This window comes from Nostoc sp. FACHB-888 (assembly GCF_014696655.1).
Classification (GTDB): Bacteria; Cyanobacteriota; Cyanobacteriia; order Cyanobacteriales; family Nostocaceae; genus Nostoc.
Genome location: NZ_JACJQM010000092.1, coordinates 1 through 19,939, shown reverse-complemented (window position 1 = coordinate 19,939; position 19,939 = coordinate 1). Strand labels below are relative to the sequence as shown.

Genomic DNA, 19,939 nt, shown 5'->3' with positions numbered 1-19,939 from the left:
GTGTTTCTTGAAAATCCACAAATTTAATATTAAATTTTGTGATAAATAATTACTAACAAATTTATAAGTTTTTTTTATATCTACCGAGAGAAGTATCAAAATTAATCTAGTTGTAGAAAATAACTAAATTTATAGCCATATTTTTAAATTGAAAGTCTTACCACCGAAGCTGTTTTAAAAGTTTAATATAACCATTTTTATTTTTTATAAAATCCTGCAACACTTATATCTAAAGGTAGAGAAATAGCAATAATTCATAAATTCTGCGAAATATTTAATTTTTGGCACGACAACATAATAGAGGCAAAAAGCAAGGCGAACAGCAAGAGTTTATCTAGCAGTTTGTCACAGCTTTTGACTCTCAAAACAACGTTGAAATTTGAATTGTTCAATTAGGAGGACTTTATGTCACACGAAGATATCGATATTGTTCGCGCTTGGAAAGATGAAGAGTATCGCAACAGTTTAAGCGAAGAGCAACGGGCACAGCTACCTGAAAACCCAGCTGGGACCGGTGAACTAAGCGATACGGATATGGAAAATGTCGCGGGTGGACAAATTCATACCAATGCATTTATCTGTGTTGAAACTGTAGTCGTTAATGCACCGTGCCCTGGGCGTGGGAACGAAGTTGTACGATAATTGATTTTCCCAAACAAAAGAGGGGTTACACCTTCCCTCTTTTTATTAAAACAGAATTCAGGAGTCAGGAACCAGAATTCAGAATTTACCTGAGTGCGACTAGCAGATGAATAAACGGGTTTAAGACCCTCACGCTTATCTTCGATTTAGCAGCCTTCAATTAGTGGCGGATTTAAATCCCCCGCTTTCTTGTTCTGACTCCTGAATTCTTTTCCAATAAGTAGTAAAGAGGTTACTACCATGAATCCCTCATGTTTCCAAACTTGCAACTGGTACTATGCAGTCACACTCTGTGAACGCATTGCAGGACTAAATCAAGTCTGTCAAAACGCGCCAAACACAAGGATTAATGCTAAATTGGCTCAACGTCGAATGCAGCGCTGGAAATCACAATTCCCCTTTACATCTGACACTAATTTTACACAACGTTTAGCAATAGATGGCATTACCGAAGAGGAATTTCTCTACCTGCTAGGTGAACCGATTCAAGCTGTGCAAAACCGTTTTTCCAATTGCCCTAACTGGTTAATAGAAATTGCAAAAGCATTTGTGGATTTTGGTTCCAAGAAAATTACCCTTCCAGAAAAATTACAAGGTGAAGAAGTGGCTGGTTTTTTAGATGCCATTGAGCCGCTAATTAGCCAAGGGCTAGCTCAACTCAATCAAGAAATCCAAACCTTAATCCAAACACACCATAATTTACCCTTTGACCCCAACACTATTGAGGCAGTGCTATTTGTCAACCTACGAAGTCAGCTGCTTTCAATGTTGAGTCGCACAATGGTTTTAGAACTCAACGTGGCGCGTCTACAAGGACTATTACAAGGTGACACACCAGAGGAGCGATTTCAAAGTTTCTTACAGCGCTTACGCCAGCATGAAATTGTAATTCCTCTCCTCCAAGAATATCCAGTTTTAGCGCGTCAAATTGTAATTAGCATTAATCGCTGGCTAAACTTTAGTCTAGAATTTATTCAGCACTTGTGTACTGATTGGTCAGATATATGCACTACATTCAGTCCTGATACTAATCCAGGTTTACTAGCACAAATAGATGGTAATATTGGTGACACCCATCGGGGTGGACGTGCTGTACTAATTGCCAAATTTAGTTCTGGTTTTCAGATAGTATACAAGCCGAAATCTTTAGCTGTTGATCTGCATTTTCAGCAACTTATAGAATGGCTGAACCAGCGAGGTAATCATCCCCCGTTCCGGACTCTAAAAATATTAAATCAGGGTACTTATGGTTGGGTGGAATTTGTTGTAACTCATGGTTGTACTAGTTCAGAAGAAGTTCAGCGTTTTTATGAACGTCAGGGTGGTTACTTGGCGCTACTATATGCCATTGAAGCAACTGATTTTCACAAGGAGAATCTAATTGCAGCCGGGGAACATCCTGTTTTAGTTGACTTAGAATCGCTCTTCCATCCCCAACTTTCAGATGCTGATATTAAGACATCAAACCAACTTGCTTCTAAAATAATTAGTTACTCCGTTTTGCGTGTTGGCTTACTCCCTCAAAGATTTTGGGTAAATGATGAATCTGAGGGAATTGAGATCAGTGGCTTGGGCGGAAAAGGGGGGCAAATGACACTTAATCCCGTGCCGTATTTAGAAGCAATTGGCACAGATGAAATGCGGCTGGCTTGTGAGCGGATGCCTATGGCAGAAAGTCAGAATCGACCAACTTTGAATGAGGCAGAAGTGAATGTACTGGATTACGCTGAAGCGATCGCTACTGGCTTTACTAATATCTATCAGTTACTACTGCAATATCGAGATGAATTATTATCAGCAAATAGCCCGTTAGCTTGTTTTGCTGAAGATGAGGTACGCTTTATTTTGCGTCCTACTTTCATTTATGCTTTGCTGCTACGTGAAAGTTATCACCCTAACTTGTTACGCAACGCCTTAGAGCGCGATCGCTTTTTTGACCGCCTTTGGTTAAATATCGAACAGCAACCTTATTTGGCAAAGGTGATTGCTGCTGAACGCGATGACTTGTGGCAAGGTGATATTCCCATGTTTACCACTCGCCCTAATTCTTGTGCTATTTGGAGTAGTTCTAATCAGCAAATTGCCGACTTCTCTGGTGAATCAGGCATGGCTCTGGTGCAACGTCGCTTCCAGCAGCTTAGTGATACTGACCTCAAACAACAACTCTGGTTTATCCATGCCTCTCTCACCACATTGGCAATGACAGAGGATGGAGTAAAATTCTCTAGTTACCGTGTGACAGAACCGCAAAATAATGCTAGTCGTGAGCAACTATTGGCAGCAGCAAAAACCGTGGGTAATCATCTGGAAGCACTAGCGTTACATGGTGAAAAAGATATTTCTTGGATTGGCTTAACTGTCATCAATGAAAAGCACTGGTCTCTTGCTCCCTTAGGAATAGACCTTTATGATGGTCTACCAGGAGTTATTCTCTTCCTGGCCTATCTTGGTACCGTCACTGCTGATAACCGCTACACTGCACTAGCAAAATCAGCATTAACGACAATGCAAGATCAGCTAGAGATTGGCAAATCACTAATTAAGGCAATTGGTGGCTTTCATGGGTTGGGGGGGGTAATTTATACCCTAACCCATCTGGGTATTCTGTGGAATGAGCCCGCCTTATTAGTTGAGGCTGAGGCACTGGTTGAATTACTTCCTGATTTGATCGCCCAAGATGAATACTTAGACATTATCGGTGGTGCTGCTGGATGTATTAAGAGTTTGGTTAGCTTGTACCGTTGCCGACCTTCTCAACGCACACTTACTGCTGCAATTGAGTGTGGCGATCGGATTATTTCCCATATAAAAACAATGGAGCAGGGAGTTGGTTGGTTAAGACCCGGAGGTGGGGAACTGCCGTTAGCTGGTTTCTCTCATGGTGTAGCAGGCATAGCATCAGCACTACTGGAATTGTCTGCTCTGACAGGCGATTCACGCTTTCGGACAACTGCTCTAGCTGCTATTGAATATGAGCGTAGTCTCTTCTGTCCTGAAGTGGGAAATTGGCCCGACTTACGCGATTTTTCCAGTTCGATTATAAAAGACAAAAGCGATACTCAACCTATCTGTATGACTGCTTGGTGTCATGGCGCGCCGGGGATTGGCTTAGGGAGGTTGCGATCGCTGCCACATCTTGATGATGCCAAAGTCCGCAGTGAGATTGATACAGCAATCAAAACAACTCTAGCTGATGGATTTGGTAGCAATCACTCTTTGTGTCATGGCGATTTAGGCAATCTGGAATTACTATTACAAGCCAGTCTTACCCTCAATAATCCCCAGTTGCATTATCAAGTGAATCGCTTTGCATCCATCATTCTTGAAAGTATCAATCAACATGGATGGCTTTGTGGGGTTCCTTTAGGAGTTGAAACACCAGGACTAATGACAGGTTTAGCTGGGATTGGTTATGGATTACTACGTTTAGCAGAACCAACGCGAGTTCCTTCTGTGCTGGTACTTGAGTCACCACTGAATATTTCCGTTGTCAAAGCCACTCCACTAATGAGGCAATCTTAAATGAGCTATGAAAAATACCAGATTCATGGAACTTAGGGAAGTAAAAAAAAATACAGTGAACAGACAAATTAAATAAACTCTTGACAATACATAAAGGATGACAGAAAAAGTAAAATTAAAGCACTTTCATCGCATATTTAACCCGCCTACTTGGTCGATCACTGCCAAAATTTCGGCAGCACTGCTTTCAGCTACACTCATACCCATGAGCTTCACCGTTTACTACAATCTGCGACAGAGCTTAAAAAGTGTGGAGGCTGGCGAATACCGGAAACTGGAATTATTAGCTACCAGTAATGCTAGGCGGCTCGACCAGTTAATTATTGATATCGAGCGTGTTGTTGTTCAAATCAGTACTGATAAAGATGTAGTAAATTTCTTTACTTCTATCACAACCCAGAATCAAACAGCTTCCCGCTCCTCCATGCAGCGATCGCTCGACAATGTTTTTCACTCCAATCCTGACTATGATGTTATCTATGTTATGGATAGAAAGGGTCACTGCGTCGCTGCTACAGATGCTACATTCATTGGTCAAAACTACGCCTTCCGCGAATACTTCCAGCACTCACTTCAGGGACACTCTGGCGTTTCTAGCTTTTTGGTTGGTACAACTAGTGGACGACCAGGCATCTACTTTTCTAATCCTGTGCGGTCTGACAACGGCACAATTGTAGGAGTGGCAGTCTTAAAGGTTAAGGGACAGGGCATCTGGGCAATTGTCAATGCGTTGCAGGCAGGCACAGGGAGCAATGCCTTCTTGGTTGACGAGCATGGAGTAATTATCAGCCACCCTGATAAATCCCTCCTTTACAGTAGCCTGGATCGCTTGCCGCCAGAGAAACTCAAGCAAATTCAGAGCAATAGGCAATATGGTCTGAATCAGATTAAAAGCTTAGAACTTTCAGAGTTGGCAGAAGTGATGGTGAGAGCCAAACAGCCGGGCCACACCAGGTATTATTCAACTGTAGAACAGATGCGCCTGATGGTCGGCTTTGCCCCTCTAGACGAAAAACCTTGGGTCTTAGGAGTAAACAAATCGAGCGCCCAGTTTTTTGCTCCTCTTAATCGCCTCATCTGGCAAAGTAGCCTGAGTTTACTGGCAGTAGGAGCGATCGCCGCAATTGTAGCACTCCTAGTGGCACGGAGCATTGCTAAACCGATTCGTGCCCTTACAAAAGCAGCGCAAGCACTAGCGAAGCAGGACGATTTTGATGCTGACAAATTGGTTAAAGCGGGAAGCGCAACTGACGATATCGGTCAACTAGTGCGCGTTTTTCTAGAGATGGCTCAAGAGGTGAAAACGCGAGAGCATAAGCTCAAACAGCAAGTAAAGCAACTACACATTGAGATTAACGAAGCTAAAAGAGCTAGTCAGGTAGCCGAAATTACTCAGACAGATTACTTTCAGCAGTTGTACAAAAAAGCTCAAAAGCTCAAGACTCGAAAGGTAGAAACTGGTGAAATGGAGGCAGATTACTTCCAGCAATTATCCAAAAAGGCGCAAAAGTTCAGAACTCGGGAATTAAAAGCTGACTCCTGATTTTTTCCTGCCTCTTCCCCTGTGCCTTTGTTTGGTCAAAAAAGTTCTAACACTATTCATATTAGTAAGCATTGCACTATGACAAAAATTGTATGCGTTCACTCATTCCGTGGTGGAACAGGCAAATCAAATCTGATTGCCAACTTAGGAGCTACTATTGCCCGTAACGGACAACGTGTAGGTATTATTGACACCGACATTCAGTCACCAGGGATTCACATTATTTTTGGTCTAAACGAGGAAAAGATAAATCGCTCCCTCAATGACTATTTGTGGGGTCGCTGTGCCATAAAAGAAGCTGTCTACAATGTCAGTAACACTCTCAAGACCGAAGATAAGACAGATGTCGCTCCTGACAGCCTCTACCTGATTCCCTCCAGTTTAAAGGCTAGTGAAATTTCCCGAATCTTACGCGAGGGTTATGATGTCAGTCGACTCAACGATGGCTTTGATGATTTTATCCGCCATTTTAACCTGGATTATCTATTAATTGATACTCACCCTGGTCTAAATGAAGAAACCTTACTTTCTATCGCTATCTCCGATATTTTGGTCGTCATCTTACGTCCAGACAGCCAAGACTTTCAGGGTACAGCTGTCACAGTGGATGTAGCGAGAAAGTTGGAAGTGTCCCAAATGTTATTGGTGGTCAATAAAGTGTTGTCAAGTTTAGATTTTGATGCTTTACAGCAAGAGATAGAAACACTCTACAAGACCCCTGTAGCTGGTATTGTACCTCTTTCTGAAGAGATAGTTGAGCTAGGAAGCAGCGATATTTTCTGTCTACGTCACTCTGACCATCCTTTTAGCCAGACAGTAAAAGAAATTGCTGCACAGATTTTCGGTGAGCAAAAGAAAGTAATTATGAGAGGTGGCCGCTCTTGAACAACCAGCAGGAATTTCGCGCTAGTGTACTTGCCGACTATATGCTTTTCTTCAAAATCCCATTAATAAAACATAGGATAACTAACCTATGACAGAAGTTCTACTTAAAGAATTAACTAACACTGACATCAATTGGATGATTGCTACAGGTCATCAAAGACAAATAGCAGCTGGCACTGTACTCATTCAAGAAGGAAAAACTGCTGATTTCCTACATATCCTATTAGATGGCATCTTAACAGTTAATATTTTTCAACCAGACAACAATCCTCTAACTCGCGCTTTTGCTGCCATTGAAGGTAATGAAATCTTAAGTCGGGAGATTACGAGATTAACAAGCGGTGAGGTAGTGGGAGAACTTCCTTTCTTAGGTAGTAGTCCGATAGCTATAACTGTTAAGGCTGTAGAAAAATCTCTAATAATGTCAATTCCTATAGAGGAATTGATAGCAAAATTGCAGCAAGACGTTGGTTTTGCTTCACGCTTTTATCGAGCGATCGCAATCATGTTAGCAGATAGGCTGCAAAGTATCATCAATCAATTTGGTCGTAGCAGTATCGCACAAAATCAGCCTTTAAAGGATGTGTTATTTGTTTTAGGGGAATTATATGATAGCGACATTGATTGGATGATGGCTTATGGAACGCCACATAAAATTCCTGCTAATACCGTAATTATCCACGAAAAAGGGCCTGTGGATGCTCTGTATATTCTTTTAGATGGAACTATGTCCCTATCTATTTCTGAAAATGAGCATAATCCCTTGGCGCGTGCTTTTGCTGTTATGGAGGGTAGTGAAATTTCCGGTAGAGAAATAGCAAGATTATCGAAAGGCGAAATCATCGGAGAAACACCCTTCATTGATGGTCGCCTTCCTTCTACAACTGTAAAGGCGGTATCAGATGCAATTGTGTTATCGATTTCTCGACAGCAAATGGCAGTGAAGTTACAACAGGATGCAGGATTTTCATCTCGTTTTTATCGAGTAATTGTTACTTTACTTTCCCAAAGATTACAGGGAATGTTGAGTCGGTTGGGTTATGGTAGGCGGGTTTATAGCAAAGGCTTGTCGTTGGCTGAAAATGTGAAATATGAGGATGAACTGGATATCAGCGTTTTAGACCATGTAGCGCTGGCTGGGAAAAGGTTTGATTGGATGTTGGAACGCTTAAGAATCAATTAGCACCAGCTAAAAAGAATGTATCAAATTATGAAAAATAATCATCACTATATCTGAAAAAATTTACCAAGTATTATAACTGTACTTATAATGTTACACGAGAAACAAAACCTATTTCGCAAAGAATCTTTAGAGCGTCTATCTTCTCCTGAAAGACTAGACCAACTGATGCACGTAGTGAGTCCCAAAAGCTGGCTACCTCTAGTTGGCTTAGGTTCTATAATAGGTGTCGCCCTCATCTGGAGTATTTTCGGACGCATCCCAATTACCGTTGAGGGTAAAGGCGTACTGATTTTTCCACGTCAAGTTGTACCAGTACAATCTAAAAGTTCAGGGCAGTTACTTGCTCTGAATATTAAAGTCGGGGATGTCGTTAAGAAGGGAGATGTTCTAGCAACGGTTGATCAAGTTGACCTGCGTAAGCAATTACAACTAGCCAGTGGCAAATTAGTCCAACTAGAGGAGCAGGATCGCAATGCTAGTTTGTTACAAGGGCAGCGTCAGCAGCTTGACACAAGGGCAATACAAGAGCAACGCCAAACTCTTGAGCAAAGACTAAAAATTGTGCAGGATTTGACACCTGTGTTGAGGGAGAAAGGGCTGGTATCAATCGGGCGCGATCGCCTAAACCTACAACGACGCTTGCAAACACTCCAAGGGCTGCTTCCTACTCATAAAAAGAGGCTAGAAAACCGTCAGAGGCTGTTAGCAGAAGGAGCGATTCCTGATGATGTGGTCTTAGAAGCACGGCAACAATACGATGATGCGCGTGCAAGCATTGATGAAGCTGAATCTCAGTTAAAACAACTAGATGTTAAGGAAGCAGATGCACAACAACAATACCTCTCCAACCTGAACGAAATCAAAAACATCCAAGCCCAGTTGCAAGAACAAAACAGTAAAGTAGCCAGTCAAGCTCAACAAGACTTGCAAACTGTAACTAACCGCAAAAACGAGATTCAAGAACTCAAGCGAGAGATTGCCAAACTCCAACAGCAATTAGGCGATAACAGCGAAATTGCTAGTCAATACAGCGGACGTATTCTAGAAATCACGCTCACGCCTGGACAAGTTGTCAGTCCAGGAACTCGCCTAGCAACCATAGAAGCTGAGAATCCTAAGAAAAAATTAGTTAGTGTTACGTATTTTCCAGTTTCGGATGGCAAAAAAATTCAACCAGGAATGGCAATCCAAATTACCCCTCAAACCGTTAAAAGGGAACGCTACGGCGGCATTGTTGGCAATATCTCTAGCCTCTCAAAATTTCCAATTACAAAAGAAGCAGCCGCGTCGGAAGTAGGCAATTCAGAACTGGTAGAAACTCTAGTATCTGAAAAACAGGAAGCTCTGATACAAGTATTCTCTAACCTAGAGCTAAATTCCAGCACACCCACCGGTTACAAGTGGTCTTCCTCCACAGGGCCGCAACTGAAAATTTCTTCTGGGACTACTACTGTAGCGCGAGTCAAGGTGGAAGAACGCGCTCCCATCACTTATATATTTCCTATTTTGAGGTCTTTAAGTGGTATCTACTAACCCGATAGTAACATCGATTAATCTTTGGCAGGACTTGCAAGCACTGTTAACAAGTAGAGGTATGCGCGTCAAAACACCCACTCTGCTGCAAATGGAGGCAGTGGAATGTGGTGCTGCTGCTATGGGAATTATTCTCAGTTACTACGGTCGGATAGTACCACTCCCACAACTGCGGCGGGACTGTGGAGTTTCCCGCGATGGCTCTAAGGGATCAAATATACTCAAAGCTGCGAGAAATTATGGATTCCAGGCTAAAGGCTTTAAAAAAGAACTAAAGCAACTCCAAGAGCTACGCCCTCCCTATATTGTTTTCTGGAACTTTAACCATTTCATTGTAGTAGAGGGGTTTCGCCAACAGCGAGTTTATCTGAATGACCCTGCTTCGGGGCCGCGTCATGTATCGTTGGAGGAATTTGACCAAGGGTATACCGGAGTAGTATTGGTGTTGGAACCAGGCTCAGAGTTTACCAGAGGTGGTCGTAAACCTAGCATGATGCACTCTCTGTCGTCACGACTGGGTAGCACTGTTGGTGCTTTAGTTTACTGTTTAGTTGCGGGATTCTTCTTAACTTTAGTTGGGTTGGCAGTACCAGTCTTTAGCCAGGTGTTTGTAGACGACATTTTAGTACAGCAACGGTATGACTGGCTGCGACCACTGCTGTTAGGGATGGCGGTCGCCACCGTACTTCAAGGGTCGCTAACGTTATTGCGGTTGCGCTACCTGCGTCGTCTGAAAATCAAACTAGCTGTTAGTATGTGTAGCCGCTTTCTCTGGCACATTCTACGTTTACCTGTGAGTTTTTACGCCCAGCGATTTGCCGGAGAAATCAGTAATCGCACTACTCTCAATAACCAAGTAGCTGATGTCCTGTCAGGGAAATTGGCGACTACTGGTATTGATGCAGTAATGGTAATTTTTTATGCTCTGGTCATGCTCCAATATGACTGGGTGTTAACTTTACTTGTAGTCAGCTTTGCGGCAGTGAATGTCTTAACCTTACAGTTAATTTCCCGCCAGCGGGTAGATGCTAATCAACGATTAATACAAGAGTATGGTAAAGCTGCTGGCTTATCCATAGCTGCACTCCAAACTATAGAAACCTTGAAAGCGTCGGGGTTGGAATCAGATTTTTTTGGGCGCTGGTCTGGCTATTACACTAAAGCTATCCAATCCCAACAGGAACTGGGAGTGGCTAACCAAACATTTTCTGTATTACCTACGCTTTTGTCGGCGCTTTCTTCGATGCTATTGTTGGTTGTAGGCGGTTTACGGGTGATGGATGGGCATATAAGTATTGGGATGCTTATAGCCTTTCAAGGTTTGATGCAGAGTTTCCAGATGCCTGTAAACAATCTTGTCAACTTTGGTAGTACGTTGCAAGAACTAGAGGGCAATCTGATTCGCCTGGATGATGTTTTAGACAACCCCGTAGACCCGCAAGTAGAAACTAGAAACGAACAACCTGATGATGTGATTCAATTTGCATCTCCACGTTTACAGGGGTATGTAGAGTTGCGAAACATCACATTTGGCTATAGTCGCCTCGACTCTCCCATGATCGAAAACTTTAATCTCTCCATTAAACCTGGTCAAAGAGTTGCCTTGGTAGGTGGGAGTGGTTCTGGCAAGTCTACCATTGCCAAACTCGTCAGCAGACTTTATGAACCTTGGACAGGAGAAATTCTCTTTGATGGTATACCCAGACAACAGATTTCCCAGCAAATAATAACTAACTCTCTGGCTCTGGTAGAGCAAGAGATTCTGCTGTTTGGTGGCACTATCAGGGACAATCTCACCCTTTGGGATGCAACTATACCAGACAAAAACCTCATTCAAGCTTGTCAAGATGCAGCGATTGACGATGTGGTTTTCTCCATGTCTGGGGGATTTGAGTCCGAACTGATAGAAGGGGCTGCAAATTTAAGCGGCGGTCAGCGACAACGGTTGGAAATTGCCCGTGCTTTGGTTAATAACCCTGCGATTCTAGTTATGGATGAAGCTACCAGTGCCCTGGATGCCGAGACGGAACAAATTATTGACCAGAATTTGCGGCAACGGGGATGCACTTGCATTATTGTCGCACACCGCTTAAGTACCATTCGAGACTGTGATGAAATCATCGTCCTAGAACGCGGAAAGGTGGTACAACGAGGTACTCACCAACAATTGTGGCAAGTTGAGGGTGCGTACTCCCGGTTGATTCGCACTGACCAAGAAGCGCTTTAAGAAATTCAATAATTACAGCAATTTTTAATTGGAGCTAAGGGACAATGCAGGGGCAAGTTTACAGCATAAAAGGTAATGAGCCGATACTGCTAGATGACCCGCAGACGGTTTGGGTAGTCCAGTCTGGGTCTGTGGCATTGTTTGCCGTCACAGTTAAAGATGGTGTGATTGAAGGTACACGACGTTATCTGTTCAGTGTTAGCCAGACGGCAGCTCTGTTTGGAACTACTATCAACTCTTATGGTCCGTGTCGTCAATTTTTAGCAGTTCCAATGGGGGAAACAGAACTGCTCAAGTTAGATCCCCAATGTTTCAGCGAGTTAGTAGCCAATGGAGATGCTAGGGTAATTACTTGGATAGAAAATTGGATGGAAAATGTCGCTACAGCCCTCTCCCACGTTGCTACTCCAGCAATTCAGGTTAAGGCTCAGGGACAGGCACGATTTTCTCTCACCCAAGGTCAGACTTTTCAATCAGAATCAGGTGTAGTATCTTGGGTAGGGCTTGAGCAAGGCACTGTTCGCTGGCTAGGGTTTGAAGAACTTATCCTGACAGCCACAGAAGTCATTCCCCTTAACGACAAAATGTGGCTAGAAGCAGTGGAAGGAGTGCAGCTTACTACTCAAACTACCAGAGAATTCCTTAACCCAAATAATATTCTGGCAGGACTATCCCAACTTCACAACCAATTCTTACACGCCATTGAACTTTTGGAGCGATCGCAAACAGAGACAGAACTGATGCGGTTGCGGGATCGCCAACGCCTCAACCGTCAAGTCACAGCAGAAGCTTTAGGAGAACTAGCATCGACTCTAAATTCCCAGGATAAAGGCATTTTCAATGAAGGAACACCTTTATTGGTTGCTGCTGGTGCAGTAGGTAGGGCTTTAGGAGTGAAAATCCGCCCCCCTGCTCGTTCCGAAAACCTTAAGCGAGTCAAAGAGCCACTGGAGGCAATCGTACGTGCTTCCCGCATCCGAATGCGACGTGTATTATTGCGGGACAACTGGTGGAAGAGGGATTGTGGGCCAATAGTTGCCTACACCCAATCAGAAAATCGACCAGTAGCCTTATTACCTGTTTCTAGCGATCGCTACGAACTCTTTGACCCAGTAGAGCAAACCCGCTCTCTTGTAGATGAGCGCCAAGCTTTAACACTAGCGCCCATAGCTTATGTATTGTATCGGTCTTTACCTGATCAGGCGCTCTCAGCTTTGGATCTCCTCCGGTTCGCCCTCAAGGGACGTGTTAAAGAACTGCAAGTCATTTTATTTACTGCTATTGTCGTCACCCTTTTGGGTATGCTCACCCCCCAAGCGATTGCCATTTTAATGGATAACGCGATTCCAGATAGCGACAAAGGGTTATTGTTGCAAGTCGGCTTGGGACTGATGGTTGCGGCTTTGGCGACAGCAGTTTTTCAACTAGCTCAGGGGTTTGCTCTGCTGCGGATAGAAACTACTGGCGACGCCTCGACTCAGGCAGCTGTATGGGATAGACTGCTAAATCTATCAGTATCTTTTTTCCGCCAGTACACTACAGGGGATCTTCAATCGCGCGTTTCCTCAATTAGTACGATCCGCCGTCAACTTAGTGGTAGAACTTTAATTAATCTGATTACCAGTTTCTTTGCATTGTTCTATCTCGGGCAATTATTTTACTATAACTTCCAATTAGCCTTAGTTGGCGTGGTTGTGGCTATAGTTGCATTCACTTTCACCACAATCTCTAGTATCCTCCTCCTGCGTTATGTGCGTCCTTTGCTAGAATTGCAGGGAAATATTTTCGGGCAGACTGTACAGCTAATTAATGGCATTTCTAAACTCCATGTTGCAGGTGCCCAGGAGCGTGCTTTTGCTTGTTGGAGTAAAAATTATAGTCGCCAAATTAAGCTCGAACTCGGTAAACAACAAGTCGAAGATGCTGTGGCACTTTTCAATACAGTCATGCCTACAGTCACTTCTGGAGTTCTGTTTTGGTTTACTATGAGCCTGCTAGAAAAACCCGAGACATCAGGAGGAATAACATTTTCTCTTGGCACTTTCCTAGCTTTTAATACGGCCTTTGGCAACTTTATTAAAGGTACGACAGGTCTGAGCAATACAGTTACTGAACTTTTGCAGGCCATCCCTGAATGGAAACGCACTCAGCCAATTATCTTAACTATACCAGAAGTGGATCTTACCAAGGCTGACCCTGGTAGACTCTCTGGGAAAATTACTGTGGATCATCTGACTTTCCGTTACCGCAGTGATGGTCCCCTAACGCTGGATGATGTGTGCATATCTGCACAGCCTGGTGAGTTTATTGCCTTGGTAGGCAGTTCTGGTAGCGGGAAATCGACCATGCTGCGATTACTACTTGGGTTCGAGACTCCGCAAGTAGGTAGTATTTACTACGATGGTCAAGATTTATCTGGGTTAGATGTGGATGCGGTACGCCGACAGTTGGGCGTTGTTTTACAAAATGGTCAACTCAACTCAGCTTCTATTTTCGAGAATATTGCAGGCGGCGCACAGATTACTTTAGATGAAGCTTGGGAGGCGGCGCGGATGTCGGGGTTTGCTGACGATATCACTGCTATGCCAATGCAAATGCATACTGTTGTGAGTGAAGGAGGTGGTAATCTTTCTGGAGGGCAAAGACAACGGTTATTGATTGCCCGTGCTCTGGCATTAAAACCTCGAATTTTGTTATTTGATGAGGCTACCAGTGCGCTCGATAACAGAACCCAGGCGATTGTTAGTGAAAGTTTAGATAACTTACAAGTTACCAGAATTGCGATCGCTCACCGACTTAGTACTATTCGCAATGCTCACCGCATTTATGTACTCCAGGGAGGTCGGGTTGTACAACAAGGAACTTTTGAGGAACTAGCTGTTGTTGAGGGGTTATTTGCCCAGTTAATGGCTCGGCAAATGGCGTAGTTCTTTGAGATTCGCTCCCAGTAAAGTTTAGGCATGGAAAGTATTTTTCATCCATATCTAGATAGCGCTAAGAAAATCCAAAACATTTATATTTAAACTGTTTGTATTTACATAGTTGAGTAAATGATGAAAAAGATTTTAGTAATAGAAGATGAGCCACAAGCACGAGAGATATTAGTAGAGAGTTTAGAAGCAGAAGGTTTCGATGTTATTAGTGCGGAAAACGGTCACATTGGTGTTAACCAAGTAAAAGAGCATTTACCTGACTTAGTTATATGCGACATTATGATGCCAGAGTTAAATGGTTACGGAGTTCTCGCTACATTGCGTCAAAATCCCATAACAGCAAATATTCCCTTGATTTTTCTTACAGCTAAGGCTAGCGAGGCAGAACAGTACTATGGCATAGAAATAGGAGCAGATGGCTATCTTAATAAGCCTTGTACAGTAGAGGATTTATTGAGGGTGATTACCAACGTCTTAGACTTATATAAGAAACAAGCTGTAATTAGTGGTTAAAGTTAATGTTTGTGGTTTGATTAGTCATGATTTTAATCAATTCCCTTGAAAAAAAAGAGTATGGACAAGCTTTTCGCTAGCCACACTCTTTAAGCCTAAAGATGTCGCCAGAAGTTTTTACTGATAGTCTTGAGACTGATTACCTTAGTTTCTGTTGTTGCTTCAGGGGCATGACCAACAGCCACCGCAGCAACTTGTGGTGCAGGTGTTGCTAACAGAGAATTGAGTAACTCTTGTTGATAGTCAATATCTGCTATTGTGCGGTAAACTCTGTGATAATTTATCTGCATTCCCAAAGGTGTTGGGACAATTTTCAGATACTCATTAAGAGCAGATATGTAAGTATCACCAAAATTCTGGAGAGCAACAGCCGGACGGATAATATTCAATAATTGAATAGCTCGTCTAATGTCTGCAACACTGCGGCTAGCATCAATCTCTGGCTGACTTTCGCTGTAACCTTTGGATTTCTTTTCTGCCACCAGATTATGAAATTTACTAACGGCTCTTTGATGATTACCTAATGTGTGGATTTTAGTCTGTGCTTGATAACCGACTCTGCCCCACTGCACTGTTAAATTACCATCTTCGACAATGGCCGCCCAGAATTTATTGCTGTTTCGGATAGCATCAACAAAGACTAAATAGATTTCCATGTTTTTAACCCAGTCAACTCGCTAACTTCTGGGCATTGCCCCATCGAATTTGATGTTGTAGTGCTTCAAGTAGGGTTTCAGCTTCCAGAATTGTTAGCCCATTTAAAACAGAGCAGACATCCTCAAACAAGTTTTTATACAATGGATATGAAACTAATAAGCCCAGATTAGACAATGCATCCTCAAGTGCCTCAGCAACAGTATGCTTAGTAGAACTGTCTTTTTCTAACGTAAAAATGTAAGTTGCTAATGCCATTCGGAGCATAAGCTTAGTTTCTCTGTCCAACTTCTCTAAATACACACCATATTTATCAACCAATTGGTCAATAGTTGGAGTCTGTCCATAATAAGTAACTAAGTCTGTTGTCATGTTTCTTCACCTTATTAACTATGTTAATTAGTTGCTCTCAATTACTAAAAGAAAGAGCGATGGCGTACCCGCTATGAACCGGTGGCGATCGCCCCCATAGAATCAGGAGGCAATCGGTTTCTCATCAGTTCATATTCCGAAACTTAGCAGCACGCAAAGACTGAATTTTCGCTGCAACCACAGGACTACTAGCCCGTCGTGCGGTTGATGCCCAGGATTGCATACGCTCAACTGCCGCAGCATCCTGAATTGCAAGCGGGGTAATGGTTTGGCGACAGGTTTCGAGGTCAGCAAGTGTTACCTGCTGCGGTCGCCCTTCATCGAATGCCAGCAGAGCAGCTTCAGAAGCAAGGGTTTCCAATTCAGCACCGGAAAATTTCGCGGTCGAAGCTGCGATCGCCTCCAAATACTCCGATTCCAGGTGAATGCCAAAGCGTTGCAGATGAATCCCTAGAATCTGCACTCGCTCAGACTCTGTGGGAAGATCAACAAAGAAATTTTCATCGAAACGGCCTTTCCGTTTTAGTTCACTTGGCAGCGCAGATGGGTCATTACAAGTTGCCACGACAAACACACCACACTGTGATTCCGACATAAACGTGAGAATATTGCCCAGAATTCTCTGTGAGACTCCACTAGTGTCACCAGTCCCCGAAAGTGCTTTTTCTATTTCGTCAATCCACAGGACGCAGGGTGCGATCGCCTCGTTTTGGGAACTATTAGTTCCCATTCTTATATTGTCAACTATCAAACAACCAGCTATTAAATAATTTACATGGCGGTAAGTATAACTAAACCTGTCCCTGCAATATTCCTCAAAGGTTTTGTGGGTCGAGTGGTACAGTCTACGCTCACGTAACTCCATTAAAGCCTTTCCCGCCTCAAAAAATGCCCTCTCTACTTTTCTCTCCAGATGCAAGCGATCGCTAATTTCCTGCTCGGTTAATTCTGGAACTTCAACGGCAGTAACGTTAATTGTTGCTAAGGCTGGGTTTTCTTCAAGGTCTTGGTCATCGGTTAGTGTGCTGTCACTGGATACAGCAGAGGTGGCTTTGTTGCGCTTACGGGGTGGTTCATTCATTTTTCCACCTCTTTCTGGTTCAGTGGCATTGCTTAAAGTCGATTGCAAATCAATTCTAAAAATCGAGTTTTCATGAGATGGTTCAAACTTTAGAGGAAAAAATACTTTCGACTTATTAGCTAGTAGATGCCTGTCAAAAGCAATACATTACTATGTTTGGTCTTTTGGTTTTTCTGACACATAAGTTAGCAAATCACCAGGTTGGCAATTAAGAGCTTTGCAGTATTTCTCTAGCGTGTCTCTGTCTAACCTCTCTGGCATCACCCGAATATTTTTGTGCTTGCTGACGGTTACAGGATGCAACCCTGTCATCTGAGCAAGCTTTTTATAGTCGATTTCTCTATCAGCCATTAGTACAGCCAAGCGCCACTTGATCGGCATTGATTCTTCTATCGGTATCACCATATCTAACCTACACCTCCTTGTGTTTGCCCCAATGCTTAGTGTGACAGTGGCACAAATCTAGTCAGCTTTTAATATGTGGTTATCTGTTGCTTGCCTAGTCTAAGTAGGTATTGCTAGGCTTTGCATATTTTAATCAGGCTCGAACTTCAATAAATCTCCTGGATTACAGTTGAGTGCTTTACACAGTTGATTAAGTGTTTCCCTATCCAGTCTCTTGGGCATATCACGGTATGCCTTTAGCTTTGAAATTGTGTTTGGATGAAGTCCTGTAATTTCTGCCAGTTCTCCAGTTTTAATATCACGCTCAAGCATGAGATAGGCCAAGTTCCACTTAATCGTCATTGGGAATAATGCGCTGCACTGCATCTTTAAAATTACCCTTTAACGGATGGAATCTAAACCTAGATTAGCTTTTACTAACCGATATGTCAATATTCTAATCGTAATAGTTGACAACTAATCGAAACGGTTAGATAATAAAAATAGAGAAAGCGCCCGACTACCAATCTGAAGCGCTTCTCTATGTCCATTAAGACTTTATCAATTATGACTCACGCCATTTACACTTATCAACAGCTGCAACTGAAATCTATTGCGCGACTCAAGCAAATCTACGGCGAAATCGCCTGTACAGTCGAAGTAAGCGACAAACGCTGTAAGGATGCCTGGATTTCCGCCATTGTTAACTATCAGGCAAGCAAGATCCAGAAAATCGCCCCTGTTGCCCCTGACGAACAAGCCCTAGCCCAAACCGAACTCGACAACTACATCGCTGACCAAGCCCAAGCGATCGCTCCCGAACCCCTCACAATAGTCGAAATCTCTTTTGACCATCACGAATATTACGCTGATGACAAACTGGTAGCCAGCATCAGCCATGACGACAACCATTTAACGCAACGCTGGGTAGTCATGGTCAACGACAAAGAAGTATTTCGTGCCAACACTCTAATGCGTTGCGATCGCTTCATCTGCACTCACTACAAAGATGGCACACTGCCAGTGCAAGAACAAGCAGGGGGGCAGGGAGCAGGGGGCAGAGGAGAAAGATTCTCTCCCATGCACCCCGCACCCTGCTCCTTGTCCTCTTCTACTACTGAAAACCAAATCATGGCGCATATCTTCAACGAGTGCCAGAATTATGGATTTGAAATTCTCGATGATGGCATTTACAACAACAAGGGCGTGAAACTGGGGCAAGTCGGATGCACTGACGGTAACTGGTGGGTGAAGAAGCGTTATTCAGTCCAGCAGCAGTATTCTAACTCGGTGCTTGATGCTGTGCTATCGCTGTCGATGGTGGATACATCGCTGGCTGAACCAGTTCACAAATACTTGCAAGACCGACCCTTAGAGCAACTGACTACTGAGGAATTACAGCAGCTTTTCAACCATGAAGTGCGATCTCTTCTTCAAGAATTAGTCACAGCGTAAAGCTTCATGTGGGCAGCAGTGGAAATTGCTGCTCACTTTTAAATATTTTTTGGGCGTTCTTCTTCAAATACACCTAAACCTCAACTCTATTACTTGCTGAAAAACATATTAGTCAAGGAATCAGCATGAGTTTATCTTTAAACCAAAGCGCTTTAATCGAGTCTCCATCTTTAAGGACATCTGCATTAGATGGATTAGATGCTTCTCGCTCTCAACAAGTATTAAACAAAGCTAAAGCTATTGTGTTTGCTGTTTGGAATGGCGAGGGCTGGGCAACTGTTGAACAGTTAGCTCAGTACTTCCAATGTTCTATACAGGGTATTAAGCATATATACGAAAGAAATAGTAAGGAGTTCCGGGATAATGAAACCAGAAAACTTACTGGGAAGGACTTAGCTGATGTTCGCTCCAAACTGGAGCTAGCATCTCGAACAGCCCAAGCTAGAGTATTTTCACCTTTGGGGACACTCCGCATTGCAATGCTACTAACTGAGCCTGAGATAGCAGCGCAAGTCAGAACCATCATTTTAGATTTGATTGTAGCTGTACCAAATATCACACCACCAGTTCAGCCCCCTACACCAGCCCTCCCCCCAGTCGAGGAACGGCTACATACTTTTGTGCAGGCAATGAAGACTTTAGCCGAACTCACAGGTGGCAGACTCAACCCATACATGGAACAGAATTGCAAAGACTTCGCCGCCAATCTGATAGCTGACTACAACAGACAGTTACTTTCCGGCACACAAGAAAAGTGGATGGGTGTGGTGAATTTTGCGGAGATTGAACTCGGTAAGACGGTTCCTACTAAAGGCACTCACTATCGTGGTCATCTTGGGACATGGGTGAGAACATTCTACCCGCACCTGGGCGATTGCCAAGAGACACGGCTGGTCAATGGTGTTCAACAACAGGTTTATGTTTATGCTTGCCACGATCCGGTTGTAGCTGACGCACTGACCAAAGCTGTAGAAGAATTTTTCGCTCACCCAAGCCCTGGTGCAGCGCTAAG

At 43.3% G+C, this 19,939-nt stretch carries 16 protein-coding genes; 11 read left to right on the top strand and 5 right to left on the bottom strand.

All coding sequences use genetic code 11. The annotated features are described in order from the left end of the window. The first annotated feature begins 405 nt into the window (after positions 1–405). The 9 genes from H6G26_RS30270 to H6G26_RS30230 all read left to right on the top strand — a co-directional run bounded on the left by H6G26_RS30270 (position 406) and on the right by H6G26_RS30230 (position 14,981). On the top strand, positions 406–642 hold the full coding sequence (locus H6G26_RS30270) for a mersacidin/lichenicidin family type 2 lantibiotic (RefSeq protein ID WP_190734130.1): 237 nt from the start codon (positions 406–408) through the stop codon (positions 640–642). A gap of 240 nt (positions 643–882) precedes the next feature. Next, positions 883–4,164, top strand: a complete 3,282-nt coding sequence (locus H6G26_RS30265; RefSeq protein ID WP_190734128.1) for a type 2 lanthipeptide synthetase LanM family protein — start codon at positions 883–885, stop codon at positions 4,162–4,164. Positions 4,165–4,261: 97 nt separating this feature from the next. After that, complete coding sequence (locus H6G26_RS30260) at positions 4,262–5,707, top strand: cache domain-containing protein (RefSeq protein ID WP_242053968.1); 1,446 nt, start codon at positions 4,262–4,264, stop codon at positions 5,705–5,707. Positions 5,708–5,785: 78 nt separating this feature from the next. Continuing rightward, the gene (locus tag H6G26_RS30255) at positions 5,786–6,592 is read left to right on the top strand and encodes a MinD/ParA family protein (RefSeq protein ID WP_190734122.1); all 807 of its coding nucleotides are present in this window, start codon (positions 5,786–5,788) and stop codon (positions 6,590–6,592) included. Between the two features lie 88 nt (positions 6,593–6,680). Further along, positions 6,681–7,775, top strand: coding sequence for a cyclic nucleotide-binding domain-containing protein (locus H6G26_RS30250; protein WP_190734120.1), 1,095 nt, complete (start codon positions 6,681–6,683; stop codon positions 7,773–7,775). A gap of 87 nt (positions 7,776–7,862) precedes the next feature. Next, the gene (locus H6G26_RS30245; protein ID WP_190734118.1) at positions 7,863–9,308 is read left to right on the top strand and encodes an NHLP bacteriocin system secretion protein; all 1,446 of its coding nucleotides are present in this window, start codon (positions 7,863–7,865) and stop codon (positions 9,306–9,308) included. Beyond that, a complete protein-coding gene (locus H6G26_RS30240; RefSeq protein WP_190734116.1) occupies positions 9,295–11,535 on the top strand; it encodes an NHLP family bacteriocin export ABC transporter peptidase/permease/ATPase subunit in 2,241 nt (746 codons plus the stop codon). Before H6G26_RS30245 ends, H6G26_RS30240 begins: the two co-directional genes overlap by 14 nt. Before the next feature lie 44 nt (positions 11,536–11,579). After that, positions 11,580–14,462: an NHLP bacteriocin export ABC transporter permease/ATPase subunit gene (locus H6G26_RS30235; protein WP_190734114.1), complete on the top strand. Its 2,883-nt coding sequence runs from the start codon at positions 11,580–11,582 to the stop codon at positions 14,460–14,462. A gap of 123 nt (positions 14,463–14,585) precedes the next feature. Continuing rightward, a complete protein-coding gene (locus H6G26_RS30230; protein WP_242053967.1) occupies positions 14,586–14,981 on the top strand; it encodes a response regulator in 396 nt (131 codons plus the stop codon). Positions 14,982–15,076: 95 nt separating this feature from the next. Here the strand turns inward: H6G26_RS30230 and H6G26_RS30225 are convergent, their stop codons facing one another. From H6G26_RS30225 to H6G26_RS30200, 5 genes are all read right to left on the bottom strand, one after another. Beyond that, entirely contained in the window at positions 15,077–15,637 is a 561-nt protein-coding gene (locus tag H6G26_RS30225) for a WGR domain-containing protein (RefSeq protein ID WP_190734112.1), read from the bottom strand. Between the two features lie 13 nt (positions 15,638–15,650). Next, on the bottom strand, positions 15,651–16,007 hold the full coding sequence (locus tag H6G26_RS30220; protein ID WP_190734110.1) for a hypothetical protein: 357 nt from the start codon (positions 16,005–16,007) through the stop codon (positions 15,651–15,653). Between the two features lie 124 nt (positions 16,008–16,131). Continuing rightward, on the bottom strand, positions 16,132–17,088 hold the full coding sequence (locus H6G26_RS43010; RefSeq protein ID WP_242053966.1) for an AAA family ATPase: 957 nt from the start codon (positions 17,086–17,088) through the stop codon (positions 16,132–16,134). Between the two features lie 150 nt (positions 17,089–17,238). Beyond that, a complete protein-coding gene (locus H6G26_RS30205; RefSeq protein WP_229476284.1) occupies positions 17,239–17,493 on the bottom strand; it encodes a helix-turn-helix transcriptional regulator in 255 nt (84 codons plus the stop codon). A gap of 129 nt (positions 17,494–17,622) precedes the next feature. After that, the gene (locus H6G26_RS30200) at positions 17,623–17,835 is read right to left on the bottom strand and encodes a helix-turn-helix transcriptional regulator (RefSeq protein WP_190734108.1); all 213 of its coding nucleotides are present in this window, start codon (positions 17,833–17,835) and stop codon (positions 17,623–17,625) included. Positions 17,836–18,015: 180 nt separating this feature from the next. Between H6G26_RS30200 and H6G26_RS30195 the strand changes: the two genes are divergently transcribed. Together H6G26_RS30195 and H6G26_RS30190 are read left to right on the top strand one after the other, a co-directional pair. Next, positions 18,016–18,927, top strand: a complete 912-nt coding sequence (locus tag H6G26_RS30195) for a hypothetical protein (protein ID WP_242053965.1) — start codon at positions 18,016–18,018, stop codon at positions 18,925–18,927. A gap of 125 nt (positions 18,928–19,052) precedes the next feature. After that, positions 19,053–19,939: hypothetical protein (locus H6G26_RS30190; RefSeq protein WP_190734106.1), on the top strand; the 887-nt coding region annotated here is incomplete at its 3' end.

Coding starts and splice junctions, on each gene's coding strand:
- H6G26_RS30270 (WP_190734130.1), top strand. CDS start 406: ATGTCACACGAAGATATCGATATTGTTCGCGCTTGGAAAGATGAAGAG.
- H6G26_RS30265 (WP_190734128.1), top strand. CDS start 883: ATGAATCCCTCATGTTTCCAAACTTGCAACTGGTACTATGCAGTCACA.
- H6G26_RS30260 (WP_242053968.1), top strand. CDS start 4,262: ATGACAGAAAAAGTAAAATTAAAGCACTTTCATCGCATATTTAACCCG.
- H6G26_RS30255 (WP_190734122.1), top strand. CDS start 5,786: ATGACAAAAATTGTATGCGTTCACTCATTCCGTGGTGGAACAGGCAAA.
- H6G26_RS30250 (WP_190734120.1), top strand. CDS start 6,681: ATGACAGAAGTTCTACTTAAAGAATTAACTAACACTGACATCAATTGG.
- H6G26_RS30245 (WP_190734118.1), top strand. CDS start 7,863: ATGTTACACGAGAAACAAAACCTATTTCGCAAAGAATCTTTAGAGCGT.
- H6G26_RS30235 (WP_190734114.1), top strand. CDS start 11,580: ATGCAGGGGCAAGTTTACAGCATAAAAGGTAATGAGCCGATACTGCTA.
- H6G26_RS30230 (WP_242053967.1), top strand. CDS start 14,586: ATGATGAAAAAGATTTTAGTAATAGAAGATGAGCCACAAGCACGAGAG.
- H6G26_RS30225 (WP_190734112.1), bottom strand. CDS start 15,637: ATGGAAATCTATTTAGTCTTTGTTGATGCTATCCGAAACAGCAATAAA.
- H6G26_RS30220 (WP_190734110.1), bottom strand. CDS start 16,007: ATGACAACAGACTTAGTTACTTATTATGGACAGACTCCAACTATTGAC.
- H6G26_RS43010 (WP_242053966.1), bottom strand. CDS start 17,088: ATGAATGAACCACCCCGTAAGCGCAACAAAGCCACCTCTGCTGTATCC.
- H6G26_RS30205 (WP_229476284.1), bottom strand. CDS start 17,493: ATGGTGATACCGATAGAAGAATCAATGCCGATCAAGTGGCGCTTGGCT.
- H6G26_RS30200 (WP_190734108.1), bottom strand. CDS start 17,835: ATGACGATTAAGTGGAACTTGGCCTATCTCATGCTTGAGCGTGATATT.
- H6G26_RS30195 (WP_242053965.1), top strand. CDS start 18,016: ATGTCCATTAAGACTTTATCAATTATGACTCACGCCATTTACACTTAT.